Here is a 19,960-nt window from a genome sequence, read left to right as displayed (position 1 = left end):
GACCCACCAGTCGGCTCCGGCGGAACCCTCCCAGGCAGGGCGGGAACCGGTCATGAGAGAGTGACGGAATGCGTGCTCGCCGTCTTGTCGCCGTCGCCAGCGTGGCGGTCGGCCTGGTTGCCCTCTCCGCGTGTCGTTCCGAACCCGGTGTCGCCGCCTACATCGGTGATCACTCGATCACCGAGGATGCGGTCACCGCGCTCATCGACGACGCGCGGACGAAGAACCCGGCGCCGACCGAGGAGGACGCGGCCATGCCGGGGCAGCAGCCGCGGCTGCCCGGGCGCAGCGAGGTGGTGAGCGTTCTGGTGCTCAGCGAGGTGTGCGAGCGGGTCTCCGCCGCCGAGAACTACCGGCCCCAGAACGTCGTCGATCCCGCGCAGATCGCCCAGGGTGTCGGCATGAACCCCGAGACCGAGTACGTGCGGCGCACCGCCGAGCTCTACAGCTGCCTGTCCGGCATTCCGGTCGGCGAGCCGGTGGCCCCGACCCAGCAGGAGCTGACCGAGCTGGTCAACGCGGGCAAGCGGGCCGGCGCGGTGCCGGCCGAGGTGACCGTCGAGGAGGCCGCCGGCCAGCTCGACGGTGAGCAGCTGCGCTACGCGCTGGCCAACCGCAACTCGCTGGCCGAGGCGGTCGAGGCGTACGACGTGACGGTCAACCCCCGTTACCGTCCGCTGGTGTTCCCGGTGTTGAGCTTCTCGGGTGCGACTCCGATCGTCGCGGTGGGTGTGCCGCTCGGTGAGCCGGCCTCCACGGCGGTCACCGACGTCTCCACCCCGAAGCCGCAGCCGGCGGACCACGCGGACGAAGGGGACCACGCGGGCCACGGGCACGGCTGAGCATGCCCCGGATCGTCCTGCTGGTGACCTCACCCCGGTTGCCGGCCGGTCTGCTGACGGCAGCCGCCTGGGATGTCGTACGCGCCGCTGTGGTGTTGGCCGGGGCGGAGAGTGAGCTGACCACGGCGATCCGGTCGGCGGGCGGGCAGGTGCGGGTGCCGGACGGCCCGGTGGTGCCGGCGCTGCTGGACGCCGCAGCGGCGCACGACACGGTGGTCTGGTTGGCCGGCCCGGCCGGTGACGAGGCGCTGGCCCGGGAGCTCGGCCTGCGGCTGGCCCGGGAGCCGGGCCTGGCCGAGATGGAGCTGATGTACGGCTCCTGGGATCCGCCAGGCGCCCGGCTGCTCGACGCGGTGGCGGTGCTGGACCGGCTGCTCTCGCCCGGCGGCGATCCCTGGAAGCGGGCGCAGACCCACCAGAGCCTGGCCGGCTTCCTGCTGGAGGAGTGCTACGAGGCGTACGACGCGATCGCCGCCTCGGACACCGACTCGCTTCGCGAGGAGTTGGGCGACGTGCTGCTCCAGGTGGTGCTGCACGCCCGGCTGGCCGAGGAGTTGCCCGAGGACGAGCGGTGGACCATCGACGACGTGGCCGGTGGCCTGGTCGACAAGATGATCCGCCGTAACCCGCACGTCTTCGCCGGTGCCGAGGCAGGCAGCCTGGAGGAGATCACCGCCAACTGGGAGCGGATCAAGCAGGCCGAGAAGGCTCGTAAGTCGGTGCTGGACGGCGTCGCCCTGAGCCAACCGGCCCTCTCCCTGGCCACCCAGATCCTGGAACGCGCCACCCGCGCCAACCTCATCGCTTCCCTCCCCACCCCCGAAACCCAACCAACCCCCGAACAGACCCTGGGCGCCACCCTCCTCTCCACAGTGGCCAACGCCCACGCCGCCGGCCTGAACCCGGAATCCGCCCTCCGCCACACCACCCTCACCTACGCCAAAACCCTCCCCACCCCCGAACCCCCACCCCAACCCCCCACCCCGTCGAGTTGATCAAGAAGTTTGCGTCTGAATCGCTGCCCTGTCAGACGCAAAGCTCTTGATCGACAAGCGTGGCGTCGGGGGGTCGGCCCGGTGGGTAGGGTCGGGGGATGGAGCGGTTCGAGGTGGTGGCGGAGCGGATCGTCGAGGCGCTGCTGGTCAGTCGGCCGGGGTTGGCCGGGGTGGCTGGGGATCATCGGTTCGATGATCGGTTGCCGGATCTGAGTGCTGACGCTGTCGCGGGGGACCGGGCGATGCTCGTCGACGCGGCGAGTGTGCTGTGTGAGATCGACGGGGATTCCCTCGATGTCGAGGAGCGGGTGGATCATGCGCTGCTGTCCACGCTCGTCGACCGGCAACTGTTCGAGCTGACCGAGATCCGCGAACACGAGTGGAATCCGCTCGTGCACAACCCCGGGCCACTGCTGAACGGGCTGTTCGTCCGGCCGTACGCGCCGGCCGAGCAACGGCTGACCGCGCTTGTCGGCCGGCTGACCGCCGTACCGGATGCCCTGGCCACCGCGCGCGCGACGCTGCGTGACATGCCCCGCGTGCACGCCGAGACGGCCGTCGGGCAGTTCACCGGCGCAGCCGCGCTGATCCGTGACGAGGTGCCGGCGCTGCTCGCTCAGGCACCGGCGTTGCTGGACCAGGTCGAGCCGGCGGCCACCGGCGCGATCGCCGCGCTGGAGGAGTTCGTCGCCTGGCTGCGCGTCGGTCTGGCCGCCGACGCGGGGCCCGGCCGCGACCCGCGACTGGGCCGCCGCCGGTGGGAGGCGCGGCTGTGGTACGCCCTCGACACCGAGCTGAGCGCCGCCGAGATCCAGCGCCGGGCCTGGGCGAACCTGGACCGGGTCGGCGAGGAGATCCGCGCGGCGGCGGTCGAACTGGTCGGCGGCCCGGCCGACGACGAGGCGGTACGCCGAGCCCTGGACCTGCTCGCCGCTGAACATCCGGACGATCACACAATCGTCGACCTGGCCTCGATCACCATGGACGAGGCGAGCGACTTCGTCCGCGCCCACGACCTGGTGACGGTGCCGGACGACAGGTGCGTGATCCAGGTGATGCCGGAGTTCGCCAGGGGCGTGGCGGTGGCCTACTGCGACGCGCCCGGTGCGCTGGAGACGGCCGAGGTGCCCACGTTCTACTGCATCGCGCCCACCCCGGCGGACTGGCCGGCGCACCGGGTGGACTCGTTCTACCGCGAGTACAACGACCACATGATCCGCAATCTGACCGTGCACGAGGCGATGCCGGGACACTTCCTTCAGCTCGCCCACGCCCGCCGCCACGTCGGCTCCACCCGGGTACGGGCGCTCACCCGTTCCGGCCCGTTCGTGGAGGGCTGGGCGGTCTACGCCGAGCAGGTGATGTCCGAGCACGGCTTCGGTGGTCTGCCGGTGCGTCTGCAGCAGCTCAAGATGCAGCTGCGGATGACCCTCAACGCGCTGCTCGACCAGTTGGTGCACGCCGAGGAGCTGCCCGAGGCCGAGGCGATGGCGCTGCTTACCGGACGCGGCTTCCAGGAGGAGGGCGAGGCGGCGGGCAAGTGGCGACGTGCCCTGCTCACCTCCACTCAGCTGTCGACCTACTTCGTCGGCTACAGCGAGGTGGCGGAGATCGCCGCCGCCCGTCCGGCCGAGGTGTCGCTCCGCGACTGGCACGACGCGATGTTGGCCCACAACTGCCCACCGCCGCGCCACCTGCGCACCCTGTTGGGGTGCTGAGGCTCAGGAGCCGGCCCGACGGCGGTCCACGATCCCGGCGCCCTGCGGCAGCTCGAAGGTCGCCCCGTCGACCTGCTCCTGGAATCGGCTCAGCGCCAGTTCCACAGGCTCGCCGTCGACCCGGCCGGTGAAGCTGCCCAGCGCTCCCTCACCTGTCACGCAGGCGGAGAAGTTCTCGACGGCCTGCTGCACCTCGACACAGGTGGCGAGGAGACCGGCGACGGTGGTGCCGCTCTGGGTGATCACCGCGCCCGGGTCCAGGCCGGCGGCGGTCAGCAACCCCATCACCATCGGCGGGGTGACCAGACCTTCCCGCTCGGCGGCGGCGTAGACGACCGTCGAGGGGTTGCTGTCCGCGGCGGGCGGGGCGTGCAGGGTGCAGACCGTACGCTTGCCCTCGGTGTCGCAGCGGGCCGTCGCCTCGGCGGTGGCCGTCAGCTTCCCGCCCGGCCACTCGTACGCCGACCGGTCCGGGTCCTGCGCGATGAGGGCGGTCCGCCCTCCGCCGAGCTGGTACTCCGCCGAGTAGGTCAGCTCCAGCGCCCGATTCATCCGGGCAGCCAGATCGTTGACGATGTCGGTCCGCCCCATGGCCCGCCCGGCGTCGTCCAGAGCCTGACAGCCCGTGACGCTGAGCAACACGACGACTGACGCGGCGAGCGCACGAAGGGTGGCCGAGGGGGCGGGCATGGTGACCAGCCTGATCGATCGGATCCCGCTCGTGCAAACCCGTTGTCGGTTGACGCACGAGAATCCGGGAATGTCCGACCCGTCCCTACGGACCAGTGCGGCCCGGTCGCGGTGTGGGCAGGCGGTGACCGATACGCTGCGTTCAACACACCTGCCTCAGCCGCACCGTCGCGGCCGATACCGGACGAGACCACACAAGAGGAGCGACTCAGTGGCAACCATCGAGGTAATCGAGGCTCGGGAGATCCTGGACTCGCGGGGTAACCCGACCGTCGAGGTCGAGGTCGGGCTGGACGACGGGACGATCTCCCGGGCGGCCGTGCCTTCCGGCGCCTCGACCGGCGCCTTCGAAGCGGTCGAGCTGCGCGACGGTGACAAGGGCCGCTACCTGGGCAAGGGAGTGGAGAAGGCGGTCGCCAACATCGAGGACCGGATCGTCGACCAGCTGATCGGCTACGAGGCCAGCGAGCAGCGGGTCATCGACCAGAAGATGCTCGACATCGACGGCACCGACAACAAGTCCGAGCTGGGCGCCAACGCCATCCTGGGCGTCTCGCTGGCGGTGGCGAAGGCCGCGGCCGGCAGCGCCGAGCTGAGCCTGTTCCGCTACCTCGGTGGGCCGAACGCGCACCTGCTGCCGGTGCCGATGATGAACATCCTCAACGGTGGGGCGCACGCCGACAGCAACGTCGACATCCAGGAGTTCATGATCGCGCCGATCGGTGCGCCGAGCTTCCGGGAGGCGCTGCGTTCCGGTGCCGAGGTCTACCACGCGCTGAAGTCGGTGCTGAAGAAGAAGGACCTGTCGACCGGGCTCGGTGACGAGGGCGGCTTCGCCCCGAACCTGCCCACCAACGCCGCCGCGCTGGACCTGATCGCCGAGGCGGTGGAGAAGGCCGGCTACCGGCTCGGCACCGACATCGTCTTCGCCCTCGACGTGGCGGCCACCGAGTTCTTCTCCGACGGGACGTACACCTTCGAGGGGGTCGCCAAGACCGCCGAGGAGATGAGCGAGTACTACACCAAGCTCGCCGACGCGTACCCGATCGTGTCGATCGAGGACCCGCTGGCCGAGGACGACTGGACCGGCTGGCAGACGCTCACCGCCGCGATCGGTGGCCGGGTGCAGATCGTCGGCGACGACCTGTTCGTCACCAACCCGCAGCGCATCGCCCGGGGCATCGCCGAGAAGGCCGCCAACGCCGTCCTGGTGAAGGTCAACCAGATCGGCTCGCTCACCGAGACGCTGGACGCCGTCGACCTGGCCCACCGGGCCGGCTTCAAGTGCATGATGAGCCACCGTTCCGGCGAGACCGAGGACACCACCATCGCCGACCTCGCGGTGGCCACCGGCTGCGGCCAGATCAAGACCGGTGCCCCGGCCCGTTCGGACCGGGTGGCGAAGTACAACCAGCTGCTGCGGATCGAGGAGGAGCTGGCCGACGCGGCGCGGTACGCCGGCGCGGGCGCTTTCCCGCGCTACCGTTCCGCCTGAGCCGATGCGAGACCTCGGGGGAGGGGTGTGATGCACCAGCGCCGCACGCCGGGTGGTCAGCGACCGGCCCGCCGGCCGGCTCGCCCTGGCACCGGCCGGGGCACGGTCCGCGACGGCGGGGTGCGCGCGCAGTCGCGTACCGCCGGTCGCGCGCCGTCGGCCGCTCGCGGTGCCGAGGGCGTACGCTCCGCCAAGCGGCCTGCCGCCAGGCGGGCGGCGGCCGGCGGGGTGACCCGGCTGGCCGCCCCCCGACCCCGAGGTCTCACCGGACGCGCCACCGTCCTCATCGCGGTGTTGATCGCGTTGGCGCTGGCCTACACCTATCCGGTCCGGGTCTACCTGGATCAGCAGGCGGACATCGAACGGATGGAGGCCGCGCAGGCGGCCCAACGGGAGCTGATCGCCGAGCTGACCACCCAGGCCGAGAAGTGGCAGGACAAGGCGTACATCGAGACGAAGGCCCGGGAGCGGTTCTTCATGCACCGGCCCGGCGAGAAGATGGTGATCCTGCTGGAGGATCCGGCAGGGGCGGCCCGGGACGCGGGCGAGAGCGGGGAACCGACGGCACCTGTCGAACCGGACGCCTGGTACGAAACCCTCTGGTCGAGTGTGCGGGCCGCGGACGCCGCGCGGACCGACGTCGAGACCGACGCGCAGCTGGACGAATGAGCACCGAACGAGAGATGGCACCGTGACTGTCGTACCACCGCCGGAGCCGGCGGCGGCTTCCGTACCCCCGCCCGAGCGTGAGCCGGCCACCGAGGCCGACCTGGCCGCGGTCGCCGCGCAGCTCGGTCGCCCGCCCCGGGGGACCCGCGCGGTGGCCCACCGCTGCCCCTGCGGCCTGCCCGACGTGGTGGAGACGACCCCCCGGCTGGCCGACGGCACCCCGTTCCCGACGCTGTACTACCTGACCTGTCCCCGGGCGACCGCGGCGTGCAGCCGGCTGGAGTCGGCCGGGCTGATGCGCGAGATGGCGGACCGGCTGGCCACCGACCCGGAACTGGCCGCCCGCTACCGCGCCGCGCACGAGGACTACCTGGCCCGCCGGGACGCCATCGCCGAGGTACCGGAGATCGCCGGCATCTCGGCCGGCGGCATGCCGGGCCGGGTGAAGTGCCTGCACGTGCACCTCGGTCACGCGCTCGGCGCCGGGCCCGGAGTCAACCCGTTCGGTGACGAGACCCTCGACCTGATCGAGCCCTGGTGGGCGGCCGGGCGCTGCGTCGACGTGCCGGAGAGCGAGTGACCGCCGAGGCGACCCAGGCGGTGCCCGACGACATCGTGATCCGGCGGGCCCGCACCGCCGACGTACGGGCCATCCGGCGGCTGGTGGACACCTACACCGACGATCGGCGGCTGCTCAGCAAGGCCACCGTGACCCTCTACGAGGACGTGCAGGAGTTCCGGGTGGCCACCCGGGTCAGCGACGGCCGGGTGGTGGGCTGCGGCGCGCTGCACGTCATGTGGGAGGACCTGGCCGAGATCCGTACCGTCGCCGTCGACCCGTCCTGCCGGGGACGGCGGATCGGGCACCGGATCGTCGCCGAGCTGATCGACGCGGCCCGCGAGCTGGGCGTGGCCCGGATCTTCGTACTGACCTTCGAGACCAGCTTCTTCGCCTCGTTCGGCTTCACCGAGATCGACGGTGCGCCGGTGCCGCACGCGGTCTACGAGCAGCTGCTGCGCTCCTACGACGAGGGTGTCGCCGAGTTCCTCGACCTGGAACGGGTCAAGCCGAACACCCTGGGCAACACCCGCATGCTGCTGCGGCTCTGACCCTGGGATGCCGCGCGCTGAAGCCCCCGGCTGGGCGGGGGCTTCAGCGTCGGGGTGGTCAGGCGGTCGGGTCGATCGTCTTCGCCAGCGCGATGAAGCTCGCCCAGGAGGTCGGGGTGAAGGCGAGGGTGCCGCCGTCTCGGTCCTTCGTGTCGCGGACGAGCACGACCCCGGTCAGGTTGTCGGCCACCTCCACGCACGACCCGCCGTTGCTGCCGGAGTAGCTCGACTTGCGCCACCTGGCATCTGTCATGTCCATGTCTGCGCCGCTTCCTTGATCAGCTGGAGGGACTGCCTGCGGGGGAGCGCCTCACCCCGGACCGCCTCCCAGGTCCGTTGCAGGGCGGCCAGGTCGTCGGTGTGGTTGACGATCTGCGCCCGGACCTGGTGGTCGAGGTGGGCCACCTCTGAGCCGTCGCTCAGCGTGGCGAGGATGAACCCTCCCTGCAACCCAGAGTAGAGCCCGGTCTCCTCCGGCACCACGAGGATCTGCACGTGCGGCAGCTCGGTGATCTTGACCAACTGTTCGAGCTGCTCCCGCATGATGTCGGTACGCCCGTTGATGCCCCGTCGGAGCACCATCGCGTCGAGTACCGCCACCACCGGCACCGGCACGTCCCGGGTGAGGATCGCCTGGCGGTCCAGCCGGGACGCGACCCGCTGGTCGACCTGGTCGGGTAGGAGCAGGCCGTCGCTCATGGTCGCGCGGGCATATGCCTCGGTCTGGAAGACGCCGGGCAGGTACGCCGGCTCGTACCACCGCAGCAGCGCCGCCTCGCGTTCCAGCTCGATCCACTCCCGCAGCCACGACGGGGTCTGCTCCAGCTTCGACAACTCCCGCAGCATTCGACCGAACCGCCCTTCCGCCGCCTCCGCGTCGAAGGTCGGGTCGTGGGCGCGGTCGACGGCCAGCATGTAGTCCTTCGTGGGCGGTCGGCCGCCGGTCTCGACCGAGCTGACGTGCGAGCCGGAATAGCCGATGGCACGGCCGAAATCGTCCTGACTCAACCCGAGGTGAGCCCGGAGCAGCCGCAGTTCCTCACGTACGTAGTCGATCGCGTTGCCCATCGATTCCTCACCTCTGCCCAATTCCGCTCGACGTCTCGTCAAACCGGCTCTGTAGCCGCTTCCACCTGCGCAGATGCCGCGAGCACCTATCGATGTCCCTGCGGTCCTATGCAGACTCCCACACATACGGATTCGCTCCTATCCAAGAAGGGACGGGGTGGATTTCGTGTCGGGGCCGCCCCTGGACTTCCCCCGTACCGGGGGCGGCCCCTATCCCGATCACCGATGTGCCGGAGGCCGATGTGCGTACCCGACCGTTTCTTTGCCCGACGGTGGCCCTCGCCGTCCTGCCACGTCGCCGACGCGGCACCCACCTGCCCGAATGGCTGCGCGAGCCCACCCAGCCGCTGCCGCTGCAACGCCCCGGCCGCCCCGGCTGGCTCACCCCCGGCCAGCAGTGGCGGGCGGACGGCGGGCAACGATGATCACCACTCAACTCGTGCCGGGCCGGGGTCCGCACCCTGTGCGCCCGTACGCCGGCGGGGTGAACGCCCCACACACCCCGCTGCGGCCGATGTGGTGCTGTCGGGTCGACGGGCAGCCCTGGCCCTGCGCCGAGGCGCGGCTCCTGCTCCGCGCCGAGTTCGACCGCAACGCCGTCGGCCTGACGATCTACCTCGCCGGCCTGATGTACGAGGCCATGCGCGATCTCTACCACCTCAACCCACATGACGGACCCGAGCCGACGGCGTTGTTCGACCGGTTCGTCGGTTGGGCGGGACGGGGGCGGAACGCCCGGCAGGACGGCGACGGCGAGTAGGCGTTCGCGGCGCTGCGGGGCTATATAGGGTGACCGACGTGACGACGCGTGTGGCCGCCATCGACTGCGGAACCAATTCCATCCGGTTGCTGGTCGCCGACCTACCCGACCCGTCGGCGGGCTCGACCGCGCCCCTGGTCGACCTGAGTCGGCGAATGGAAATCGTGCGGCTCGGTCAGGGGGTCGACGCGACCGGCCGGCTGGCGCCGGAGGCGATCGAGCGGACCCGGGTCGCGTTGACCGACTACGCCGCCGACATCGCGAAGCTGGGCGCCGAGCGGGTCCGGATGTGCGCCACCTCGGCCACCCGGGACGCGGAGAACGCGGCTGACTTCCGGGCCATGGTGGAGCAGACCCTCGGGGTACCGCCCGAAGTGGTCAGCGGCGACGAGGAGGCCCGGCTCTCCTTCACCGGCGCGGTGCGGGGGCTGCCCGCCGACGCGCAGTCGCCGTACCTGGTGGTGGACATCGGTGGCGGTTCGACGGAGTTCGTCGTCGGCAGCCGCGACGCGGGCGTGCACGCCGCGATCTCGATGGACATTGGCTGCGTCCGGATGACCGAGCGGCACCTGCACGGCGACCCGCCCAGCCTCGACGAGGTCGCCGCCGCGCAGGCGGACATCGCGGTCGCGGTGGACCGGGCGCTGACCGCCGTGCCGGGACGCGAGGCGGCCACCCTGGTCGGGCTCGCCGGTTCGGTCACCACCGTGGTCGCGATCGCCCAGGAACTCACCGAGTACGACCCGACCCGCATCCACCACGCCCGCGTGTCGTACGACCGGGTGGCCGAGGTGACCGCGCGGCTGCTGACCCTGACCCGTGAGCAGCGGCTGGCCATCCCGGTGATGCACCCCGGTCGGGCCGACGTGATCGGTGCCGGGGCCCTCGTCCTCCGCGTGATCATGGAGCGGGCCGGCATGGATTCGGTGGTCGCCTCCGAGCACGACATCCTCGACGGCATCGCCTGGAGCCTGGCGGCGACCTCGAGATAGGTGCTTCCCCTGCGTGTGGCCGGTATGATTTCCATATGGTCACCACGGTCAATCTCCCTGACGGACTGCACGAACGGCTCAAGCAGCTTGCCGAGCAGGAGCACCGGTCGATGAACGCCACCATCGTTGTGGCCGTCGAGGAGTACGTCTCGGCGCGCAATCATCGTGCCCGCGTGCGGGATCTTGCGCGGGAGGTTGCCGAGCGTGACGCCGAGCTGCTGCGGCGGTTGGCGGAGTGATCAACTATCTCGAGGTCGACGACCTCGTGGAGATCGCCTCGATCGTGTTGGGTGAGACGCCGCAGGTCCGTGATTTCGGTCTGCTCTCTTCGGCGGTGGTCCGCCCGGCCACCGTGGCGTTCGGCCAGGAGGCTTATCCCGACCTCTGGGCCAAGACCGCCGCGCTGCTGCACTCGGTCTGCATGAACCACGCGCTGATCGACGGGAACAATCGTCTCGCCTGGGCGGCGGCGCGGGTGTTTCTGGCCCTCAACGAGGTGCCGATCCAGGATGTCGACGTTGATCAGGCCGAGGCTCTCGTGATGTCGGTGGCCAGCGGCACCCTGACCGAGGTTTCGGACATCGCCCGCGAGCTCCGCAAGCTCTATGTCTGAGCCTTCGACAGAAACGCTGTCGCAGATGCCGGACGGTATTTCCTGGAATCTCGCCGATTGAGACGTCTTCCGCAGCGGCCAGCACGGATGCGAACAGGAGGTGAATGCCACTGTTTCGGCATCTTCCGGCGGGAGGTCACCGCGTGGCAGGCTACCGGCACGTAGGACCACTGGGCGACCAGCCAACGATGACTGACCGCTAGGAGGACGGGCCGATGGGCGAAATGGTGACCTACCGTGGCGATGGCGGTACGGGTGAGGGATACCTCGCGATACCGGCCACCGGTACGGCAAGTCCCGCGGTGATCGTCATCCAGGACTGGTGGGGGCTCGCCCCGCACATCCGGTCGGTGGTGGACCGGTTCGCCGAGGCGGGCTTCGTCGCCCTCGCCCCGGACTTCCGGCACGGTGAACCGGCCGGCAAACCGAGCGAGCCGCAGCAGATGCTGAACGGGCCGCAGATGGACGAGGCGGCGCGGGAGATCGCCGCAGCCGCCGAGTACCTCGCCGGCCGACACGAGGTCACCGGCAAGATCGGCTGTGCCGGGTTCTGCGCCGGGGCCAGCCTGGCCCTGTGGGCCGGGAACTTCTCCGAGCGGATCGTCGCCACCACCGCGTTCTACCCCCGCCTGCCCTGGGAAGGCATGCGGTCGGAGTGGACGGAGTACGCCGGCAAGGACGCCCTGGTGCACTGCTCCGAGGCGGACGGCACCTCGGCCGACCCGGGAGTGCAGACCGTACGCCGGGCCATCGAGAACGCCGGTGGCACCTGCCACCTGCACGACTACCCGGGCACCTCGCACGCCTTCTTCAACGAGGACCGGCCGGAGCACTTCGACCAGCGCGCCGCCACCAGCGCCTGGGCCCGCAGCCTCGAACTCTTCCGGGCGAAGCTTGGCTGAGCCACGTACCCCCGCCGAGGTGGTCGCCCGCGCCGCGCGGGCGACCGACCTGGCCGGCCTCGACGCGGCGGTGAGCGACTGTTTCGCCTGCCCGAGGCTGCTCCAGTGGCGGGAGAAGGTGGCGCGTACCAGGCGGGCCGCCTTCCGCGACCAGGAGTACTGGGGTCGACCGGTGCCCGGCTTCGGCGACCCGGCGGCGCGGATCGGCATTCTCGGGCTGGCCCCGGCGGCGCACGGCGGCAACCGCACCGGGCGGATCTTCACCGGTGACCGTTCCGGCGACGTGCTCTTCGCCGCCCTGCACCGCGCCGGGCTGGCCAACCAGCCCACAAGCGTGGCCGCCGACGACGGGCTGACCCTGCGGCACACCCGGATCTTCGCCGCCGTCCGCTGCGCCCCACCGGACAACAAGCCCACCCCCGCCGAACGGGACACCTGCGCGCCCTGGCTGCATCGAGAGGTGGCGCTGATCCGACCGACCCTGCGGGTGGTGGTCGCACTGGGCGCCTTCGCCTGGGCCGCGTGGTGGCCGGTGTCGCGGGACGTCTATGGCGTCGCCGCGCCCAGCCCGCGACCGTCGTTCGGCCATGGGGCACACTGGTCCGGCACGGCCGTACCGGAACTGCTCGGCTGTTACCACGTCAGCCAGCAGAACACCTTCACGGGACGGCTGACACCAGGGATGCTGGACGATGTGTTCACCGAGGCGAAACGGTTGGCCGAGGTGGACTGAGGCTGCGGGGTGGTGGCGATGACGGACAGGACCCCTGACCTGCCCGGCGTACGCCCCGGTGGCCCGGAGGCAGGCCGGATGGACCTCGTACGCAGGTGGTGGTCGGTCGCACTGGTGGCCGGGTTGCTCGCTGCCGTGGCGTTGGCCGCCACCCATTCCTCCATCGGAGCCAGCCGGATCCCGCCCGCCGTGCAGGACGCTCCCTTCGTGCTGGAATACCCGACCGGTGACCCCAGACCCTCCATCCCGGCCGAGCCGCGGCAAGCCGCCGAGCAGGCCAGCACCGCCCTGCCCGCCTGGCTCGGCACGGTGGCCGTGGTGCTGCTCGGGATGGCGCTGCTGGCCGCCCTCAGCTATCTGGGGTGGAGTGTGGCGCGGTCGGTGGCCCGGCGGGTCACCCGGCGGCTGCCGGTCGGCATCAACCGGCGCAACGCCGAAGGCACCGCCCGGGAGGTCGTCGCCGCGGTCGACGCCGGTCTGGTCGAACTGGACGATCGCGCCACCGACCCCCGGACCGCGGTGATCGCCTGCTGGGTACGCCTCGAAGAGGCCGCCGCCGCGGCCGGGGTGCCCCGGCTGGCCGGGGACACCCCGACCGACCTGGTCACCCGGCTGCTACGCGGCGACCCCTCCGCCGGTGTGCCGGCCATCGTCAGCGCCGATGTGCTCGCCGAGTTCGCGAACGTCTACCGGGAGGCCCGCTACGCCACCCGGCCGGTCGACGAACACACCCGCGACCAGGCGCGGGCCGCCCTGCGTCGGTTGCGCGGTGAACTCGCCGCCACCGTCGAGCAGGTGCCGACATGAGCAGCACCAGCATCGACGACCTGCTCAGCTTCTCCGAGGAGGACCGGTCGGTCCAGCCCGAGCAGCGCCCAGCCGGGCGGGTACGGTCCGTCGCCACCTTCCTCGGTGTCGCGGCCGCCAGCACGGTGGTGCTCGTCGCCGGGCTCCGCGCCGTCGGCCTGCGGGTGTCGTTGCTGGTGCTGGTGGCTGCGGTGGTCACCCTGCTGCTGGTGCGTCGCATCGTCGTCCTGCTCGCCCCGCCGCCGAAGCCCCCACGGTCCACCTCGGGTTCCGGTGGCGAGGAGGACGGCATGTACAACTGGGACGCCCGGGACGCGTTGCGTGCCGCGATCAACGGTTGGGAAATGCCGCTGGAGTGGACGAAGTCCCGCCCGGAGCGGTTCACCACGCTGGTCCTGCCTCGGCTGGCGGAACTGGCCGACGAGCGGCTCCGCCTCAAGCACGGCGTGACCCGTGAGTCGGACCCGACCCGGGCCCGTGCCCTGCTCGGTGACCGCCTGTGGATGTTCCTGGAAACCCCGCCTCGTCGTACCCCCTCACCGCGCGACCTCGCGGTGATCGTCGCCGAACTGGAGAAGATCTGATGAACGACGCCGCCCGGACCATGCCCCCCACCGAGGTCGGTCACCTCGCCCGGGCGGTACTGGACGCGGTGGGCCAGGTCGTGGTCGGCAAGCGGGACGCCCTGGAACTGGTGCTCGCCGGCATCCTCGCCGGTGGCCACGTGCTGCTGGAGGACCTGCCCGGCCTGGGCAAGACCCTCACCGCCCGGTGCTTCGCCCAGGCGCTCGGGTTGGACTTCCGCCGCCTGCAGTTCACCCCGGATCTGTTGCCGGCCGATGTCACCGGCTCCTTCCTGTACGACCAGCGCAGCGGGGACTTCGCCTTCCGGGCCGGGCCGGTCTTCACCAACCTGCTGCTCGCCGACGAGATCAACCGGACGCCGCCGAAGACCCAGTCCGCCCTGCTGGAGGCGATGCAGGAGAAGCAGGTCTCGGTGGAGGGCGTGACCTACCGGCTCGACGAGCCCTTCCACGTGCTGGCCACCGCCAACCCCATCGAGTACGAGGGCACCTATCCGCTGCCGGAGGCGCAGCTGGACCGGTTCCTGTTGCGGGTGTCCTTCGGTTATCCGCCCCAGGACGAGGAGTGGGAGGTGCTGCGCCGCCGGATGGCCCGCCGCCGCGAGGAGGCAGACATCAAGCCGGTGGTCGACGCGGCGACCCTGCGGGCCATGCAGGGGGCGTTGGAGGACGTCACCGTGGAGGATTCGGTGGGCCGCTACATGGTGGCATTGACCGCGGCCACCCGCGAACATCCCTCGGTGCTGGTCGGCGCCTCGCCGCGCGGCTCGTTGGCCCTGCTGCTGCTGGCCCGGGTACGGGCGGTGCTCTCCGGGCGGGACTTCGTGGTGCCGGAGGACGTCAAGGATGTGGCGGCACCGGCCCTGGCCCACCGGATCACCCTGCGGCCGGAGATGTGGCTGCGTCGGGTCGATCCGTCCTTCGTGGTCGGTGAGGTCCTCGACCAGACCCCGGCACCGGCCAGCGGGGCACTGCCCAGCTACGCCGCCGGGCGGCAGGGGATCTGACCCGACGTGAGGCTCGCGGATCGATCGGCACCTGCCAACTGGGCGCCCACTGCGGCACTCGGTCGGGCGGTGCTGCTCACCGGCCTGCTGCTGGTCGCGGCGGTGCTGCTGGGCCGGGTGGACCTGATCGTGCTGGCCGCTCCCTTCGCCCTCGGCACGGCGTACGCGCTGCGCAATCGCCCCACCGAGCTGCCCCGGGTGTGGGTCAGTGTCGACGAGGGGCACCTGGTGGAGGGCGGTGAACTGGTCGGCCGGGTCAGCGTCGGCAACCCGGACGCGACCCCGTACGACGTGGCCGTGCTGCGTACCCGGGTGTCGCCCTGGCTGCGCATCGACCGGGCCACCCTGGCTGGTGGCGCGGTCAGCGGGCGCAGCGGCGACCGCCGTTCGGTGACCGACCGGCCGTTCGTCACCTCGGTGGACCCGGACACCGCTGTGGACCTGGAACTGACCGGCACCGCCCTGCGCTGGGGACGGCACCCGTTCGGCCCGGCCGGTGCCCGGGTCGCCGCCGCGCAGGGTCTGCTGGTCTCCCGCGCGGTGATCGCCGAACCGGTCGTCAACCCGGTGTACCCGAAAACCGAGCCCTTCGAGGCGGTCAACGCGATGCCGCGGGCGGCCGGGCTGGTCGGCGCGCACCACTCGCGGCGGGCCGGGGAAGGGGGAGAGTTGGCCGGGGTACGGGTCTTCGCCCCCGGTGACCGGCTCCGTCGCATCGACTGGCGGGTGTCGCTGCGGGCCCGGCAACTGCACGTGGCGGCCACCCTCTCCGACCGGGACGCCGAGGTGGTGGTCCTGCTGGACGTGCTGGCCGAGGCGGGCCGCTCCGGCGGCATCACGGGCAAGGCCACGGTGCTGGACACCACGGTCCGGGCCGCCGCCGCCATCGCCGAGCACTACCTGCACCGGGGCGACCGGGTGGCGCTGCTGGAGTACGGCCCGAACGCCCGGCGACTGCGTCCGGCCACCGGCCGGCGGCAGTACCTGACAGTCCTGGAATGGCTGCTGGACGTCAAGGCACAGCATTCCCCGCACGAGCCGTACGACCAGGTCTTCGGTTCGCAGCTGCTCTCCGCGGACGCCCTGGTGGTGGTGCTCACCCCGCTGCTGGAGGAGCGGTCCGCGCAGATGCTTGCCCGGCTGGCCCGTTCGGGACGGTTCGTGGTCGCCGTGGACACCCTGCCGGCCGACCTGTCGCCACCCAAGGACCGGGGCTGGGCCGAGGTGGCGTACCGGCTGTGGCGGCTGGACCGGGACACGATGATCGCGCAACTACGCGAGCACGGCGTGCCGGTCGTACCGTGGGCCGGCGCCGGCAGCCTCGACCAGGTCCTGCGCGACGTGGCCCGCCTGGCCACCGCCCCCCGGGTGGGTGGCCGGTGAGCGCGAGGAACGCAGCGCAGCGGAGTCCCGCAGTCGCGAACGAAAGGTGGGCTCGGTGAGCGCGAGGAACGCAGCGCAGCGGAGTCCCGCAGTCGCGAACGGAGAGCCAGCTCAGTGATTGGAAGCATCACCGGTCGGATCCGGGAGTTGCAGACGGTGGCGAGCCGGATCGCGTTGGCCCCGGTGTTGATCCGCCTCGGGATCTTCGTCAGCTCGCTGGCGGGCCTCCTGCTCGCGTACCCGGCCGAGGTCGTCGCGGGGCAGGCCCTGCCGGCGTTGCTGGGGGTCGCGGCGCTGCCCGCGCTGGCACCGCGCCGGTTTTGGCCGACCTTCGCCGCGCTGGTCACCGTCGGCGGCTGGCTGATGGCCACCGACGGGTACGACCGGCCGGTCGCCCTGTGGCGGCTGATGGCTGTGGCGGTGCTGCTCTACCTCACCCACACCCTCTGCGCACTGGTGGCGGTCCTGCCGTACGACGCGGTGGTGGACCCGGATCTGATCGTGCGTTGGCTCACGCGTACCGGCTGGGTGTTGCTCGCCACTGCCGTGCTCGGGGTGCTGCTGCTGGAGTTGGGCCGCATGGGGGCGGGTACGGCCGGCTGGCAGTTCGTCACGATCGCCGGTCTTCTCGTCGCGCTGGCGGTGACCGCGACGCTGGCCTGGCTGCTGAAACGCCGGTGACGACGGGGAGGAGTGCCGTTTGGGGCGGTCCTGCCCGGGTGCCCGAAGTGCCGTGAGTGGCCTGGGTAGTCCAGGTCACACAGAGGTTGTGCTCGGTCACAGAAGGGGGCCGGGAACGGGATTAGCGCTGCCGCTGGGGGAAAGATGGTAGGCGTGAATCCGAAGCGGATCCTTGTGGTGGGCGCCGGGCACGTCGGTCTCTACGCGGCGCTGCGCCTGTCGAAGAAGCTGAGTTCCCGTGAGGCCGAGGTCATCGTCGTCGACCCCCAGCCGCACATGACGTACCAACCGTTCCTGCCGGAGGCGTCCGGCGGCAACATCTCGCCGCGGCACTCCGTGGTGCCGCTGCGCCGGGAGTTGCGCCGGTGCACAGTCGTGTCCGGTGCGGTGACCCGCATCGACCATCACCGCAAGACCGCCACCGTGCAGCCGATCGTCGGCCCGCCCCGGGAGATCGCGTACGACCATGTGGTGGTCGCGCCCGGTTCGGTCTCCCGTACGCTGCCGATTCCCGGTCTGCACGAGCACGGCATCGGCTTCAAGACCATCGGTGAGGCCATCTATCTGCGCAACCACGTGTTGGAGCAGTTGGACGTGGCCGCCGCGACCACCGACCCGCAGGTGCGCCGCCGGGCGCTGACCTTCGTGTTCGTCGGTGGCGGGTACGCCGGCATCGAGGCGCTCGCCGAGATGGAGGACATGGCCCGCGACGCGCTGCGGTACTACCCGGAGCTGAAGACGTCGGACATGCGGTGGGTGCTTGTCGAAGCCACCCAGCGGGTGCTGCCCGAGGTCGACCGGGACATGGGCGCCTACACGGTGCAGCAGTTGCTGAAGCGGGACATGGACATCCGGCTGGACACCCGCCTGGAGTCCTGCGTCGACGGGGTGGTCAAGCTCTCCGACGGCGACAGCTTCGCCTCCGACACCATCGTCTGGACCGCCGGGGTGAAGCCCTCGCCGATGCTGGACGCGACCGACTTCCCCCGCGACGACCGGCGGCGGGTCACCTGCCTGCCGACGCTCCAGGTGGTCGACGGCGACCGGGTGGTCGAGGGCGCGTGGAGCGCCGGGGACTGTGCCGCCGTACCGGACCTGACCAAGGCACCGGGCAACTACTGCTCGCCGAGTGCGCAGCACGCCGTACGCCAGGCCCAGCGGATGGCCGACAACATCGTGGCCGTGATCCGGGGGCGCGAGCCGGTCGCCTACAAGCACAAGCACGCCGGCAGCGTGGCCAGCCTCGGCCTGCACAAGGGCGTGGCCCAGGTGTACGGCATCAAGATGACCGGCTGGCCGGCCTGGTTCATGCACCGCACGTACCACATGAGCCGGATACCGTCGTTCAACCGGAAGATCCGAGTGGTGGTCGACTGGACGCTGGCGTTCTTCCTCAAGCGTGAAGTGGTCGCCCTCGGGCAGCTGCACGACCCCCGCGAGGAGTTCGCCGAAGCCTCCCGCAAGTAGGAACGCATGTAAGGAAGGGCCCCTTCTTAACGCCTCGCGTAGAGCAGGGGCCCCCTTTTAACACCTGTGCCTATGCCGCATCCAGCTGCGTCCGCCCGGTTGTCGTCCGATTGGGGCCGGGGTGCGTTGACGTGTGTCGTTTTGGATCGGCGCTGGAGTGGTCGGCGCACGGGACGTCGTATCGGCCGGGAAACCGCTACCGTGGCACTGCACCGCCGCGTGTCGGCGCGTCGGGGTCACCCGCCCGGGTGGTGGAACGGCAGACACGGCCGCCTTAAAAGCGGCTGCCGCAAGGCGTGCGGGTTCGACCCCCGCCCCGGGCACTCTCAGCGTTCCTTCAGCCTTCCGACGTCCACCCGACTGTTTCGGCCGTTTACTCTTATAGGGCGCGTTGACGTGCCACGACCCCCTTAGGGAGGCCAGACAGTGAAGACTTCGAACCCGGTACTCGCTCGGCTCGGCCAGGCGGCCGAGCGGGAGCGTGCCGCCGGGTACGCCCCCACCGGGCCGTACGGACAGCCCGGTTACCCCCAGCAGTACCCGCAGGCCGGCTACCCCCAGCAGCCCGGTTACCCCCAGCAGTACCCGCAGGCCGGCTACCCCCAGCAGCCTGGTTACCCCCAGCAGTACCCGCCGCAGGCCGGCTACCCCGGCGCGCCGGGCTTCCCGGCGGCACCGCAGGCCGTCACCCCCATGTCGATCGACGACGTGGTGGTCAAGACGGTCATGCTCCTGGCCATCGTCGGCGTCTCCGCCGCAGCGGCCTGGATCCTGGTGCCGGACGCACTGCTCGGTGTTGCTTGGATCGGTGCCGCCGTTGTCGGCCTGGTGCTCGGCCTGATCATCTCGTTCTCGAAGATGGCGAACCCGGCGCTGGTCGTCGCGTACGCCCTCGTCGAGGGTGTCCTGGTCGGCGCGATCAGCAAGTTCTTCGAGGCGCGTTACCCGGGCATCGTCATCCAGGCGGTCGTCGCCACCTTCGGTGTCTTCTTCGTGATGACCATGCTCTACAAGGCGCGGGTCATCCGGGCTACGCCGAAGTTCACCAAGGGTCTGATCGCGGTGATGGCCGGCCTCTTCGCGGTCATGATGATCAACCTGGTGCTGTCGCTGTTCGGCGTCAACACCGGCCTGCGTGACGGTGGCGCGTTGGCCATCGGCTTCAGCCTGGTCTGCATCGTGGTGGCCTCGCTGAGCTTCGTGCTCAGCTTCAAGGAGGTCGAGGACGGCGTCCGGATGGGCCTGCCGCAGCGCTACTCCTGGGTGGCCGCCTTCGGCATCCTGGTCAGCCTGATCTGGCTCTACATCGAGATCCTGCGCCTACTGAGCTACTTCCAGGGCGACGACTGACCCTCGCCGCCCCACGACCGACCGGCGCCCGCTCCCCCCAGGGAACGGGCGCCGTCGTCATTCCCCCACCCCACCCAGCCCCGCCCACCCCAGC

24 protein-coding genes and 1 tRNA gene are annotated in these 19,960 nt (G+C 71.0%); 22 read left to right on the top strand and 3 right to left on the bottom strand.

What is annotated here, in order from left to right:
• The first annotated feature begins 68 nt into the window (after positions 1–68).
• The 3 genes from C1A38_RS04380 (at position 69) to C1A38_RS04370 (ending at position 3,555) form a co-directional block, all read left to right on the top strand.
• Positions 69–842: a hypothetical protein gene (locus C1A38_RS04380; protein ID WP_102656541.1), complete on the top strand. Its 774-nt coding sequence runs from the start codon at positions 69–71 to the stop codon at positions 840–842.
• A gap of 2 nt (positions 843–844) precedes the next feature.
• Positions 845–1,837 carry a nucleoside triphosphate pyrophosphohydrolase gene (locus C1A38_RS04375; protein ID WP_102656540.1) on the top strand — a complete coding sequence of 331 codons (993 nt, stop codon included), beginning with the start codon at positions 845–847 and terminating at the stop codon, positions 1,835–1,837.
• A 98-nt stretch (positions 1,838–1,935) separates the two neighbouring features.
• Positions 1,936–3,555, top strand: coding sequence for a DUF885 domain-containing protein (locus C1A38_RS04370; RefSeq protein WP_102656539.1), 1,620 nt, complete (start codon positions 1,936–1,938; stop codon positions 3,553–3,555).
• Between the two features lie 3 nt (positions 3,556–3,558).
• Here C1A38_RS04370 and C1A38_RS04365 read toward each other — a convergent pair whose 3' ends face one another.
• Positions 3,559–4,245, bottom strand: coding sequence for a hypothetical protein (locus C1A38_RS04365; RefSeq protein ID WP_102656538.1), 687 nt, complete (start codon positions 4,243–4,245; stop codon positions 3,559–3,561).
• Positions 4,246–4,456: 211 nt separating this feature from the next.
• Between C1A38_RS04365 and eno the strand changes: the two genes are divergently transcribed.
• From eno to C1A38_RS04345, 4 genes are read left to right on the top strand one after another with little or no spacing between them, the layout of a single operon-like run.
• Positions 4,457–5,740, top strand: coding sequence for a phosphopyruvate hydratase (gene eno / locus C1A38_RS04360; RefSeq protein ID WP_102656537.1), 1,284 nt, complete (start codon positions 4,457–4,459; stop codon positions 5,738–5,740).
• A gap of 30 nt (positions 5,741–5,770) precedes the next feature.
• Positions 5,771–6,409: an FtsB family cell division protein gene (locus tag C1A38_RS04355; RefSeq protein WP_102656536.1), complete on the top strand. Its 639-nt coding sequence runs from the start codon at positions 5,771–5,773 to the stop codon at positions 6,407–6,409.
• 22 nt (positions 6,410–6,431) lie between these two features.
• Positions 6,432–6,989: a DUF501 domain-containing protein gene (locus C1A38_RS04350; protein ID WP_102656535.1), complete on the top strand. Its 558-nt coding sequence runs from the start codon at positions 6,432–6,434 to the stop codon at positions 6,987–6,989.
• The gene (locus C1A38_RS04345; RefSeq protein WP_233196616.1) at positions 6,986–7,519 is read left to right on the top strand and encodes an amino-acid N-acetyltransferase; all 534 of its coding nucleotides are present in this window, start codon (positions 6,986–6,988) and stop codon (positions 7,517–7,519) included. The genes C1A38_RS04350 and C1A38_RS04345 overlap by 4 nt, the downstream gene beginning before the upstream one ends.
• A gap of 58 nt (positions 7,520–7,577) precedes the next feature.
• On the opposite strand, the gene C1A38_RS04340 is transcribed toward C1A38_RS04345, so the two are convergent.
• Both C1A38_RS04340 and C1A38_RS04335 read right to left on the bottom strand, forming a co-directional pair.
• Entirely contained in the window at positions 7,578–7,778 is a 201-nt protein-coding gene (locus C1A38_RS04340; protein ID WP_102656534.1) for a DUF397 domain-containing protein, read from the bottom strand.
• Positions 7,769–8,587 (bottom strand): helix-turn-helix domain-containing protein, encoded by an 819-nt coding sequence (locus C1A38_RS04335; protein ID WP_013731629.1) that lies wholly within the window; start codon positions 8,585–8,587, stop codon positions 7,769–7,771. Before C1A38_RS04335 ends, C1A38_RS04340 begins: the two co-directional genes overlap by 10 nt.
• Before the next feature lie 242 nt (positions 8,588–8,829).
• On the opposite strand from C1A38_RS04335, the gene C1A38_RS30625 reads away from it, so the two are divergent.
• The 15 genes from C1A38_RS30625 (at position 8,830) to C1A38_RS04265 (ending at position 19,866) form a co-directional block, all read left to right on the top strand.
• Positions 8,830–9,012: a hypothetical protein gene (locus C1A38_RS30625; RefSeq protein ID WP_146017424.1), complete on the top strand. Its 183-nt coding sequence runs from the start codon at positions 8,830–8,832 to the stop codon at positions 9,010–9,012.
• Complete coding sequence (locus tag C1A38_RS04330; protein WP_102656533.1) at positions 9,009–9,347, top strand: hypothetical protein; 339 nt, start codon at positions 9,009–9,011, stop codon at positions 9,345–9,347. The genes C1A38_RS30625 and C1A38_RS04330 overlap by 4 nt, the downstream gene beginning before the upstream one ends.
• 50 nt (positions 9,348–9,397) lie before the next feature.
• Positions 9,398–10,339, top strand: coding sequence for a Ppx/GppA phosphatase family protein (locus C1A38_RS04325; RefSeq protein ID WP_102656532.1), 942 nt, complete (start codon positions 9,398–9,400; stop codon positions 10,337–10,339).
• 35 nt (positions 10,340–10,374) lie between these two features.
• Positions 10,375–10,578 carry a ribbon-helix-helix domain-containing protein gene (locus tag C1A38_RS04320; RefSeq protein WP_013731632.1) on the top strand — a complete coding sequence of 68 codons (204 nt, stop codon included), beginning with the start codon at positions 10,375–10,377 and terminating at the stop codon, positions 10,576–10,578.
• Positions 10,575–10,952, top strand: coding sequence for a type II toxin-antitoxin system death-on-curing family toxin (locus tag C1A38_RS04315; protein ID WP_102656531.1), 378 nt, complete (start codon positions 10,575–10,577; stop codon positions 10,950–10,952). The genes C1A38_RS04320 and C1A38_RS04315 overlap by 4 nt, the downstream gene beginning before the upstream one ends.
• 215 nt (positions 10,953–11,167) lie before the next feature.
• Positions 11,168–11,854 carry a dienelactone hydrolase family protein gene (locus C1A38_RS04310; RefSeq protein WP_102656530.1) on the top strand — a complete coding sequence of 229 codons (687 nt, stop codon included), beginning with the start codon at positions 11,168–11,170 and terminating at the stop codon, positions 11,852–11,854.
• Positions 11,847–12,587: a uracil-DNA glycosylase gene (locus C1A38_RS04305; protein WP_353505507.1), complete on the top strand. Its 741-nt coding sequence runs from the start codon at positions 11,847–11,849 to the stop codon at positions 12,585–12,587. The genes C1A38_RS04310 and C1A38_RS04305 overlap by 8 nt, the downstream gene beginning before the upstream one ends.
• Before the next feature lie 18 nt (positions 12,588–12,605).
• A complete protein-coding gene (locus C1A38_RS04300) occupies positions 12,606–13,394 on the top strand; it encodes a DUF4129 domain-containing protein (RefSeq protein ID WP_233196614.1) in 789 nt (262 codons plus the stop codon).
• On the top strand, positions 13,391–13,978 hold the full coding sequence (locus tag C1A38_RS04295; RefSeq protein WP_102656528.1) for a hypothetical protein: 588 nt from the start codon (positions 13,391–13,393) through the stop codon (positions 13,976–13,978). Before C1A38_RS04300 ends, C1A38_RS04295 begins: the two co-directional genes overlap by 4 nt.
• On the top strand, positions 13,978–14,985 hold the full coding sequence (locus C1A38_RS04290; RefSeq protein ID WP_102656527.1) for an AAA family ATPase: 1,008 nt from the start codon (positions 13,978–13,980) through the stop codon (positions 14,983–14,985). The genes C1A38_RS04295 and C1A38_RS04290 overlap by 1 nt, the downstream gene beginning before the upstream one ends.
• Before the next feature lie 6 nt (positions 14,986–14,991).
• Complete coding sequence (locus tag C1A38_RS04285) at positions 14,992–16,368, top strand: DUF58 domain-containing protein (RefSeq protein ID WP_102656526.1); 1,377 nt, start codon at positions 14,992–14,994, stop codon at positions 16,366–16,368.
• A gap of 117 nt (positions 16,369–16,485) precedes the next feature.
• On the top strand, positions 16,486–17,049 hold the full coding sequence (locus C1A38_RS04280; RefSeq protein ID WP_502696916.1) for a hypothetical protein: 564 nt from the start codon (positions 16,486–16,488) through the stop codon (positions 17,047–17,049).
• A 153-nt stretch (positions 17,050–17,202) separates the two neighbouring features.
• Positions 17,203–18,516 carry an NAD(P)/FAD-dependent oxidoreductase gene (locus C1A38_RS04275; protein WP_102656524.1) on the top strand — a complete coding sequence of 438 codons (1,314 nt, stop codon included), beginning with the start codon at positions 17,203–17,205 and terminating at the stop codon, positions 18,514–18,516.
• Between the two features lie 242 nt (positions 18,517–18,758).
• Positions 18,759–18,839 (top strand) — tRNA-Leu (locus tag C1A38_RS04270).
• A 103-nt stretch (positions 18,840–18,942) separates the two neighbouring features.
• Positions 18,943–19,866 carry a Bax inhibitor-1/YccA family membrane protein gene (locus tag C1A38_RS04265; RefSeq protein WP_102656523.1) on the top strand — a complete coding sequence of 308 codons (924 nt, stop codon included), beginning with the start codon at positions 18,943–18,945 and terminating at the stop codon, positions 19,864–19,866.
• Positions 19,867–19,960: the final 94 nt, after the last annotated feature.

The sequence above is a fragment of the Verrucosispora sp. ts21 genome, assembly GCF_002879555.1.
GTDB classification, from domain to species: Bacteria; Actinomycetota; Actinomycetes; order Mycobacteriales; family Micromonosporaceae; genus Micromonospora; species Micromonospora gifhornensis.
This window is presented reverse-complemented; position numbering and strand designations above follow the sequence as displayed.

Excerpts from the sequence above, each read along its gene's own strand:
- C1A38_RS04380 (WP_102656541.1), top strand. The coding sequence starts at position 69 with ATGCGTGCTCGCCGTCTTGTCGCCGTCGCCAGCGTGGCGGTCGGCCTG.
- C1A38_RS04375 (WP_102656540.1), top strand. The coding sequence starts at position 845 with ATGCCCCGGATCGTCCTGCTGGTGACCTCACCCCGGTTGCCGGCCGGT.
- C1A38_RS04370 (WP_102656539.1), top strand. The coding sequence starts at position 1,936 with ATGGAGCGGTTCGAGGTGGTGGCGGAGCGGATCGTCGAGGCGCTGCTG.
- C1A38_RS04365 (WP_102656538.1), bottom strand. The coding sequence starts at position 4,245 with ATGCCCGCCCCCTCGGCCACCCTTCGTGCGCTCGCCGCGTCAGTCGTC.
- C1A38_RS04355 (WP_102656536.1), top strand. The coding sequence starts at position 5,771 with ATGCACCAGCGCCGCACGCCGGGTGGTCAGCGACCGGCCCGCCGGCCG.
- C1A38_RS04340 (WP_102656534.1), bottom strand. The coding sequence starts at position 7,778 with ATGGACATGACAGATGCCAGGTGGCGCAAGTCGAGCTACTCCGGCAGC.
- C1A38_RS04335 (WP_013731629.1), bottom strand. The coding sequence starts at position 8,587 with ATGGGCAACGCGATCGACTACGTACGTGAGGAACTGCGGCTGCTCCGG.
- C1A38_RS04330 (WP_102656533.1), top strand. The coding sequence starts at position 9,009 with ATGATCACCACTCAACTCGTGCCGGGCCGGGGTCCGCACCCTGTGCGC.
- C1A38_RS04320 (WP_013731632.1), top strand. The coding sequence starts at position 10,375 with ATGGTCACCACGGTCAATCTCCCTGACGGACTGCACGAACGGCTCAAG.
- C1A38_RS04310 (WP_102656530.1), top strand. The coding sequence starts at position 11,168 with ATGGGCGAAATGGTGACCTACCGTGGCGATGGCGGTACGGGTGAGGGA.
- C1A38_RS04300 (WP_233196614.1), top strand. The coding sequence starts at position 12,606 with ATGACGGACAGGACCCCTGACCTGCCCGGCGTACGCCCCGGTGGCCCG.
- C1A38_RS04295 (WP_102656528.1), top strand. The coding sequence starts at position 13,391 with ATGAGCAGCACCAGCATCGACGACCTGCTCAGCTTCTCCGAGGAGGAC.
- C1A38_RS04290 (WP_102656527.1), top strand. The coding sequence starts at position 13,978 with ATGAACGACGCCGCCCGGACCATGCCCCCCACCGAGGTCGGTCACCTC.